This window comes from Candidatus Thermoplasmatota archaeon (assembly GCA_035540375.1).
GTDB lineage: Archaea > Thermoplasmatota > SW-10-69-26 > JACQPN01 > JAJPHT01 > DATLGO01.
In genome coordinates this window covers 1-3812 of record DATLGO010000062.1, presented here as the reverse complement: position 1 = coordinate 3812, position 3812 = coordinate 1, and the positions used below count along the sequence as shown (strand labels likewise).

Sequence of the window (3812 nt, the reverse complement as noted above, 5' to 3'; positions counted from 1 at the left end):
CCGGGACCGGGACCGGGACCGGGACCGGGTCCGGGTCCGGGTCCGGGGTCGGTCCCGAGCGGCGCGACCTCGGCCGCGACATGGCGGCCGCGATGAGCGTGAGCCTGGGGACCGTCTGCGGCGATGGCCCCCAGGCGAGTGCACCCTCTCTAGGAGAACGAGCGCGCGAGGCTGGTTCGGGGCGCGCCCGCGAGGGACCACCACGCCCCGCCTCCATGAACGTTCTTCGACTACGGGTGGGGGGAAGTCCCGACTTCCACCGGAAATGATACGGTCGGGGGCCCATCGTCGCGGACGCCCCACCGAACGTCTTAATGCCCGCGAGAGTCTCGCCCGGTGCCATGCGCGCGCCCCGCCGGGTCCTTTTCCTCGTCCTCGTCGCCCTCCCCCTCGGCGGGTGCGCGGGCCTTCCGTTCGGCGCGAGCGAGGAGGCGACGGCGCAGGAGCTCGCCCCGGCCGCCGAGTCCGCGGCCCAGGCGTGGCGCTCCGACGCGTTCCTGGTCGCGGCTTCCGCGGTGGAGGCCGTGAACCGCAGCGACTACGCAGACTTCCCGCGCGCGGGCGACCTCTTCCTCGACCCCGCGCCCGGCAACGGCCGCGCGCCGTTCTGGGTCTACCTCTTCCTCACGCCCGACGGCGCGGCGGGCGTCTTCACGGTCCCCGCGCGCACGCGCGCCGCCGTCGAGGTCGAAACGCACGAGCCGACGCGGCCGAGCGGCCACGGCACGCCGCCCGGCGTCGTCGCGGTCCCGCCGCGGCTCGATCTCGCGAAGCTCCTCGACAGCGACGATGCGGTGCAGAAGGCCCGCGGCGACGCGCGTTTCGCGGACGCCCTCGCGGCGCTCTCGAAGCCCGCGTTCCTCCTGCACCTCGAGATCGACGAGGGCGAGGACGACCGCGGCGCCCCGCGCTGGAGCGTCTTCGCGACGGGGGCCGCGGGCGGCGCCGCCTTCGCGCGCCTCCACGCCGAAACGGGCGCCGTCGAGGCCGCGGGCCCCGCGAACGCGAGCGAGGTGCCGGGCGTCGGCCAGCGTCCGAAGCACATGATGACGCACGAGGGCAAGCACGACGGCACGCTGACCGTGACGAACGCGAAGACCTCGCACGCGATCCCCGTTGCCGAGCCCGGGTCGGGGATCCGCATCTACGTGTGCGCGGGCCACAGCGTCCCCGCGGGCTCCGTGCGGGTCGCGGTCCACGCGCCGGGCGGCGAGAAGATCGCGGAATCGATGCCGACCGGCCCCGGCCCGAGCGCGCGCGTCCTCGAGGTCCCGTCGACCGTGAAGGGCGACCACCGCGTCGAGCTCGCGCTCGTGGAGCCCTCGGCCGCGAGCGATTACGCGATCCTCGTCCAGGTCACGACCCAGGGGATTCCCCCGGAGAAACCCGCCGTCCGCTGCTGAGCGCCCTCCGGGCGCCCAGGGGAAGTGGGATATCTCCCTTTCCATTGCGAAGCAAATCGCAGTCGTCATGATGCCCGCACGCTTTCGTGGGGGCGGGATGCAATAATGGCCTACACCTTCGGATCGTGGAGCCTCTACACGCGTGAAGTCAAGCTTCGAACGTCCGGCGTGACCCAGCGGATCTTCTACTTCGCGAAGAACAAGCCCGCAAGCGGCATGCCGACGGACCTCCCGGCCGGCTACACCGTCGACGTCTCGACGCGCACGGGCATGCCGTACCTCCGCAAGGCCTGAACCGCACGAGCACCACCCCTCCGGCGTCCGGGGCGACCCTGCCTACCCGGATTCTGCCCCCCGCGCCCCGGCGCCGGATCGGGTCCGTCCTTTCTTGTCCTTCACGGGCTCCATTCTTGGAGCACGTCGCAATCCTCGAGCCATTCGCCCGCGGCGAGGCCCTCGATGTTGTCCGGAAGCTGCAGGCGCTCCGTGCACAGCTCGACCGCCGTGCCCTGCGACCCGAGCGGCATGAGGAGGAAGTGCACGCTCGTGTAGCGTCCGAGCGCGCTGTCGATCGACGCCCGCATCACGAGGGGCGTGCTCGTCCCGCCGGCGGCGTAGTATTCGTCCACGGACCTGACGCGCACGCAGAAGGGATAGCTCTCCAACGGCGACGGCTTCGGCGTACCGGCCGAGCAGCCCTGCGGGAAGTGGTGCGGGATCGGGAGGCCGTGCGTGGTGTTCGCGAGGAAGACGCCCCCCGCGGGCCACACGTCGAGGGGACGCACCGTGACGTTGAAGGTCTGTCGTCGCGCGCCCGGCACGCTCGGGTCGACGGGATAAGCGCCGAAGAACTCGGCCCTGGACGCCTCGTAGTTGTCCGGGAGCGGCCGGGTTCCGCCGCGGTAGGGGTCGTCGCCCGCGTCGCCGACGAAACCGTCGGCGTTGCGGTCCTTCCACACGCCGGTCCACGCCTCGAAGCCCAGATAGCCCGGCGCGGACGCCGGGTCGTCGCCCTGGCGACCGACAAGGGGGGTCCCGCGCGGGGAAGCCGCATTGAACGGGATCGCCGACATCGGGAGCAGGTCGATCCAGCCGTGGTAGTCATTCAGGTAATCGGCGTGGCGGCCGCTTGCCGTCGAGCCGCTGCCGTCCGCCCATTCGCGCGGATAGGGAGCGTAGAGCGGCTTGAGCAGGGGGCCGACCACCGCCGCCGCAGGCGTGTCCGAGAGGAGGGACGGAGAGACGCGGCACTGCTCGGGGCAGCTGCCGACGCTGGGGCTCCCGATGGCGTTGACCGTGGGCGCGGCGAGGGCGTAGAGGCTCGCGACCGGCGCTGGCGCGACCGTCGCGTAGACGTCGATGTCGATGAGGGAGCCTTCCCGGGGCGTGAAGGGGAATCGGCCGTCCTCGCTCGGGCGGAGGATGGCGGCCGAGATGGTCGTCATCTCCATGCTTTGGAGCAGGCTTCCGTCGACCCAGAGGATGAAGCCGCCGCCGGAGATGCTGTAGTCGAACTGGTTCCCGGTTCCGCCCCGCTCGACGCCGCCGCGATACTCGAGCGTGATGTCGGGCTGGTTCTCGTCGGGCCGGTTGGATTTCGTGACGACCGGGTGGCTGCCGGGCTCGATGTAGACGTAGGGGATCGCGCCGGGAATGGGCGCCCATTCGTTGTCGGCCTTCCAGCGGAACGTGCGGCCCGGGTCGCCCTCCGGCAGGTTGCGCGATTCGGTCGCGGACACCATGTCGGCCGAGATGCGGATGATGCCGTCCCCGTCGAGATCGCTCCATTGGCCGTACCACGCCCGGACCCAGGCCTGGCCGGGGGGAATGAGGGCGGGCGCGAGGCCGTCCGTGACGCGCTCGTGGTTCATGCCGTAGTTGTAGTCCCGCAGCGGGCTCAACGCATCGGTGGGTTCGGCAAGGAAGTTCGCGAGCGTCTCCTCGGGCTTCGAGACGCCCGCGACGGCGACGAACGCGTCCAGGATCCGGAAGCCCTCGCCCGGCTTGCCCGCGAAGACCTCGAATTCGGTGGGCTCCGACGCGCACAGGCCCGTCGGCGCGTTTGCGACGGCCTCGGCGACGCAGTTCGCCTGCCCCCGGCCATCGAGCTGGAGGCGGCCGTCCTCCTCCGCCTCGAAGCGGACCGCCCCCGTGTTCGCGAGGACGGAAGCGGGGCTGACGAGGACGATGGCCATGAGGGCCAGAAGCCAGGAACGGAAGGTCGCACGCACGGTCGGAAGCCTCCTCGCCCGAAAGTAAGGCGGGCGGGTCTTAACCGCTCCGGGTCCCCGTCGGCCCCGACGGGGGCCGATCCCCTTGCCATGTCAGGGTCGTTGCCGACTGTGACGCCGCGCCCCCGCGCCCCTCGACGAACCGGGAAGCACCCCCGCGCGGAGCGTGAGAAGCATG

The 3812-nt window shown here is 71.7% G+C and carries 3 protein-coding genes; 2 read left to right on the top strand and 1 reads right to left on the bottom strand.

Going from position 1 to position 3812, the window contains the following annotated elements; translation table 11 throughout:
- Positions 1–341: 341 nt before the first annotated feature.
- Both VM889_07510 and VM889_07505 read left to right on the top strand, forming a co-directional pair.
- Positions 342–1403 (top strand): hypothetical protein, encoded by a 1062-nt coding sequence (locus VM889_07510; protein ID HVL48386.1) that lies wholly within the window; start codon positions 342–344, stop codon positions 1401–1403.
- A 105-nt stretch (positions 1404–1508) separates the two neighbouring features.
- Positions 1509–1697 (top strand): hypothetical protein, encoded by a 189-nt coding sequence (locus tag VM889_07505; GenBank protein ID HVL48385.1) that lies wholly within the window; start codon positions 1509–1511, stop codon positions 1695–1697.
- A gap of 101 nt (positions 1698–1798) precedes the next feature.
- Here VM889_07505 and VM889_07500 read toward each other — a convergent pair whose 3' ends face one another.
- Positions 1799–3634: a hypothetical protein gene (locus tag VM889_07500; protein HVL48384.1), complete on the bottom strand. Its 1836-nt coding sequence runs from the start codon at positions 3632–3634 to the stop codon at positions 1799–1801.
- Between the last annotated feature and the right edge of the window lie 178 nt (positions 3635–3812).